General features: G+C 70.9%; 5 protein-coding genes. 3 read left to right on the top strand and 2 right to left on the bottom strand.

What is annotated here, in order from left to right; translation table 11 throughout:
* On the top strand, nucleotides 1-602 hold a 602-nt coding region (locus QH283_RS05735), incomplete at its 5' end, for a glycosyltransferase 87 family protein (RefSeq protein WP_348538260.1).
* Nucleotides 603-664: 62 nt separating this feature from the next.
* Here QH283_RS05735 and QH283_RS05740 read toward each other — a convergent pair.
* Nucleotides 665-961: a 4a-hydroxytetrahydrobiopterin dehydratase gene (locus QH283_RS05740; RefSeq protein WP_280501970.1), complete on the bottom strand. Its 297-nt coding sequence runs from the start codon at nucleotides 959-961 to the stop codon at nucleotides 665-667.
* A 70-nt stretch (nucleotides 962-1,031) separates the two neighbouring features.
* On the bottom strand, nucleotides 1,032-1,208 hold the full coding sequence (locus QH283_RS05745) for a hypothetical protein (protein WP_280501971.1): 177 nt from the start codon (nucleotides 1,206-1,208) through the stop codon (nucleotides 1,032-1,034).
* A 148-nt stretch (nucleotides 1,209-1,356) separates the two neighbouring features.
* On the opposite strand from QH283_RS05745, the gene typA reads away from it, so the two are divergent.
* Together typA and QH283_RS05755 are read left to right on the top strand one after the other, a co-directional pair.
* A complete protein-coding gene (gene typA / locus QH283_RS05750) occupies nucleotides 1,357-3,255 on the top strand; it encodes a translational GTPase TypA (RefSeq protein WP_280501972.1) in 1,899 nt (632 codons plus the stop codon).
* 55 nt (nucleotides 3,256-3,310) lie between these two features.
* Nucleotides 3,311-4,818, top strand: a 1,508-nt coding sequence (locus QH283_RS05755; RefSeq protein WP_280501973.1) for an ABC transporter family substrate-binding protein, incomplete at its 3' end; no start/stop codon positions are given.

Here is a 4,818-nt window from a genome sequence, read left to right on the forward strand (position 1 = left end):
CCTTCGGCCTGACCGTCGGCATCAGCTACCTGCTCAACGCCCACGAGGCGCGCCGCTACTTCGGCACCCTGCTCGGCGACGCCGACCGCATCGGCCCGGTGGGCTCGGTGTGGAATCAGTCACTGCGCGGCACGCTCAGCCGCATCGTCGGTCACGACGTGGAGACCGGGCCGCTGTGGATCGCGGGCGTGCTGGTGGTGGCGGCGCTGGCCGTCGCGGCCTGGCGCTCGCTCGCCCCCGACGACCTGCTCGGCACCTTGTTGATCGTCCAGATCTTCGGCCTGATGATTTCCCCCATCTCGTGGTCGCACCACTGGGTGTGGCTGCTGCCGCTGGTGCTGTGGCTGCTCTACGGGCCGCTGCGGCAGGCGCCGGGCGCGCGGGTGCTCGCGGGCTACTGGCTGGTGACGACGCTCATCGGCGTGCCGTGGGTGCTGTCGTTCTTCCAGCCGACCATCTGGGAGATCTCCCGGCCCGCGCTGCTGGCCTGGCTGGGCGCGGTCGACGCGGCCGGGGTGCTGGCGCTGCTGGTGTGGGTGATCGTGATGGGCAGGCGGGCGCGCGCGGTCGCGCCGGAGGCCGAACGGGCCGCGATCGCCTGAATGGTGACGCGCCTGAATGGTGACGCGCCGGGAAGGTGACGCGCCGGGAAGGGTGCCCGATGTCAGGAGCTGTACGCGGCGAGGGCGTCGATCCGTTCCGCCAGGGCGAAGTCGGCTGCGGTCAGTCCGCCCGCGGAATGGGTGGTCAGCGCGAAGGTGACATCGCGCCATCGGATGTCGATATCGGGGTGATGATTCGCACTCTCCGCGGCCTGGGCGACCGCGCGGACGAGGTCGATGGCGGCGGGAAAGGAGGCCGCGGTGACCGTGCGCGCGATCGTGGCACCGGAGCGCGACCACTCGGGCAGGCGGGCCATGGCGTCGGTGATCTGTTCTTCGGAGAGCAGTTCTGCGGTCATCTTCTCGCAGTACCCGAAAGTGGGCCGGTTGGACAGGGTTGGCGGCGAAATACCTGGTAGAAGGGGTGGGCTAGGCGGCGCGCGCCTGTTTGAGGGCCTTCTTGAGGTCCTTGCCGTGCAGTCCGGCGGCCTCGGCCTTCTTCATCCGCATGATGACGACCGGGCACTTGAGGCAGCGCGTCTTCTTGCGACAACACTTCTTCTTCGGTTTGAGGCCCGAGACCTTCTTCGCCTTGACCTTGCCCATGTTGGTCAGCCTAACCTAACTAGTGGCTGAAGCGTAGGAAACGGCAGCCGGGCGGTAGTGTGTGTGTTCGGCCGCGACGCCCGGTGGAATCCATTCTCCATCTGTTCTCAGGTGTCGGCACCCATACCTATCAGCAGGAGGATTCAGCGTGTCGTCTGCACGCGATTTTCGCAACGTCGCCATCGTGGCGCACGTGGACCACGGCAAGACGACACTGGTCGACGCCATGCTCCGTCAGTCCGGCGCCTTCGCCGAACGGGCCGAACCGGTGGACCGCGTCATGGACTCCGGTGACCTCGAGCGCGAGAAGGGCATCACCATTCTCGCCAAGAACACCGCGGTGCACCGCCACCACCCCGACGGCTCGGTGACCGTCATCAACGTCATCGACACCCCCGGCCACGCCGACTTCGGCGGCGAGGTCGAGCGCGGCCTGTCCATGGTCGACGGTGTCGTGCTGCTGGTCGACGCGTCCGAGGGCCCGCTGCCGCAGACCCGCTTCGTGCTGCGCAAGGCGCTGGCCGCCTCGCTGCCGGTGATCCTGGTGGTCAACAAGACCGACCGCCCCGACGCCCGCATCGCCGAGGTCGTCGAGGAGAGCCACGACCTGCTGCTGGATCTGGCCTCCGATCTGGACGACGAGGCCGCCGAGGCCGCCGAGCTCGCGCTCGACCTGCCGGTGCTCTACGCCTCCGGCCGTGAGGGCAAGGCCTCCACCGAGCAGCCGGAGAACGGCAACGCCCCCGACGCCCCCAACCTGGACGCGCTGTTCGACGTGCTGCTGAAGTACGTCCCCGCGCCCAAGGGCGACGCGGCGGCCCCGTTGCAGGCGCACGTCACCAACCTCGACGCCTCGCCCTTCCTCGGCCGCCTCGCGCTGGTGCGCATCCACAACGGGACCCTGCGCAAGGGCCAGAACGTGGCGTGGATGAGCGCCGATGGCGTCAAGACCGTCAAGATCACCGAGCTGCTGGCCACCGTCGGCGTCGAGCGCAACCCGGCCGAGGAGGCCGTGGCCGGCGACATCGTCGCGGTCGCGGGCATCCCCGACATCATGATCGGCGACACCCTGGCCGACCCGGAGGAACCGGTCGCGCTGCCGCGCATCACCGTCGACGAGCCCGCCATCTCGGTCACCATCGGCATCAACACCTCCCCGCTGGCCGGCCGCAACGGCGGCACCAAGCTGACCGCCCGCATGGTCAAGGCCCGCCTCGATCAGGAGCTGATCGGCAACGTCTCGCTGCGCGTGCTCAACACCGAGCGCCCCGACACCTGGGAGGTGCAGGGCCGAGGCGAGCTGGCGCTGGCCATCCTGGTGGAGACCATGCGCCGCGAGGGCTTCGAACTGACCGTCGGCAAGCCGCAGGTGGTCACCAGGACCGTGGACGGCAAGGTGCACGAGCCGTTCGAGGAACTGACCATCGACGTGCCCGAGGAGCACCTCGGCGCGGTCACCCAGCTGCTGGCCGCCCGCAAGGGCAAGATGGTGCAGATGTCCAACCAGGGACACGGCTGGGTGCGCATGGAGTTCATCGTGCCCTCGCGCGGCCTGATCGGCTTCCGCACCGACTTCCTCACCGAGACCCGTGGCACCGGCATCGCCAACGCCGTCTCGCACGGCTACGCCCCCTGGGCGGGTGAGATCCGCTCCCGGCACACCGGCTCGCTGGTGTCCGACCGCGGGGGCAGCGTCACCGCCTACGCCATGCTGCAGCTGGCCGACCGCGGCACCTTCTTCGTCGAGCCGGGCGCGGACACCTACGAGGGCATGGTCGTCGGCATCAACCCGCGCGCGGAGGACCTCGACATCAATGTCACCCGCGAGAAGAAGCTGACCAACATGCGCAGCTCCACCGGCGACGTGCTGGAGACCCTGGCGCGGCCGCTGGTGCTCGACCTGGAGGGCGCGCTCGAGTTCTGCGCCGCCGACGAGTGCGTCGAGGTCGGCCCCGACGTGGTGCGGGTGCGCAAGGTCGTGCTCAACGCCAACGAGCGGGCCCGCGAGCTGTCGCGGCGGAAGGCACGGGACCGGGCCGCGCTGTAGAGTGCCCAGCGTGATTCCGGGGGCTCGACGGCGCGCGGCGAGGCGCGCCATCCAGATGCTGGCCGCGCTGTCGGTGGCGGTGCTCGCCGGATGCACCGCCAATCCGCCGCCGCCGATCGAGAGCACGGACTCTCCGAAGACCTCCGAGGAGAAGCCGACCAAGAACACCGTCGTGGTGGCGATCGACGACATCGGGATCGGATTCAACCCGCACCTGCGGTCCGACCAGTCGCCCGCCGCCTCGGCGGTGGCCTCGATGGTGCTGCCGAGCCCGTTCCGGCCGGTGCCCGATCCGGCGAACCCGGGCGCCACCCTGTGGGTGCCCGACACCGCGCTGATCACCTCCGCCGAGGTCAGCTCGCAGGAGCCGTTCACCATCACCTACACGCTGCGCAACCAGGCCAACTGGTCCGACGGCGCGCCGATCGCGGCCGAGGACTTCGTCTTCCTGTGGCAGCAGATGATCACCCAGCCCGGCGTGGTCGACCCGGCCGCCTACCGGCTGATCTCCGATGTCAGCTCCTCCGGCGGCGGCAAGACGGTGCACGTGGTGCTCGACCGGCCCTACCCGGCCTGGCCCGAGCTGTTCGCCAATCTGCTGCCCTCGCATCTGATCAAGGACCAGCCGGGCGGGTTCGCCAACGGGCTGCGCGAGGGGATCGCCGTGTCCGGCGGCAACTTCGCCATCAAGTCGGTGGACCAGGGCCGTGACGAGATCCTGCTCGAACGCAACGACCGCTACTGGGGCACCCCCGCCGCGCCCGACCAGATCCTGTTGCGCCGCGGCGGCACGCCTGCGCAGCTGGCCGACTCGCTGCGCACCGGCGACGCGCAGATGGCGCTGGTACACGGCGGCGTGGCCACTCAGGCCCAGCTCGGGGCGATCGCCTCGGTGCGCACCGCGATCATGCCGCAGTCGCGCACCCTGCGCCTGGTCCTCAACGGGCGCAGCCCCGACCTGCGGGACGAGCGGGTGCGCCGCGGCCTGCTCGCGTTGCTCGACCCGGCCCTGCTGGCCACCGTCGGCGCGCAGACCGGCGGCTGGGTGGAGCCGGTGCGGGCGCAGATCCTCTCGCCGTCGGACCCCGGCTACGTGCCGACCGACCCGCCACGGCCCTCGGCCGAGGAGGCGTTCGCGCTGTTGGCCGAGGCCGGTTTCGCCCGCGAGCCGGAGACCCCGCAGCAGGTCTCGCCGACCTCGCCCGCCCCGCAACCGCGTTCGCTGGCCCGCGACGGCCGCAAGCTCGCGGTGCGCATCGGCGCGGTGGCCGACGACGCGACCGCCCAGGCCGTCGCGCACACCGCCGCCGACCAGCTGCGCAGCGCGGGCATCGACGCCACCGTGCTGGCGCTGCCCGCCGACCAGCTCTACGGCAAGGAACTCGTCGACGGCGGAGTCGACGCCATCGTCGGCTGGGAGGTCGCGGGCGGCGACCCAGCCAATGTGCTCGCCTCCCGCTACGGCTGCCCGCCGGGCGCCGAACCCGCCGCCGACGAGGAGACCGAGACCGCGCTGGAGGCGGCCCGGCGCGCGCCCGCCCATATGTGCGGGCGCTGTGATAC

This window comes from Nocardia farcinica, assembly GCF_029867845.1.
Classification (GTDB): domain Bacteria; phylum Actinomycetota; class Actinomycetes; order Mycobacteriales; family Mycobacteriaceae; genus Nocardia; species Nocardia farcinica_A.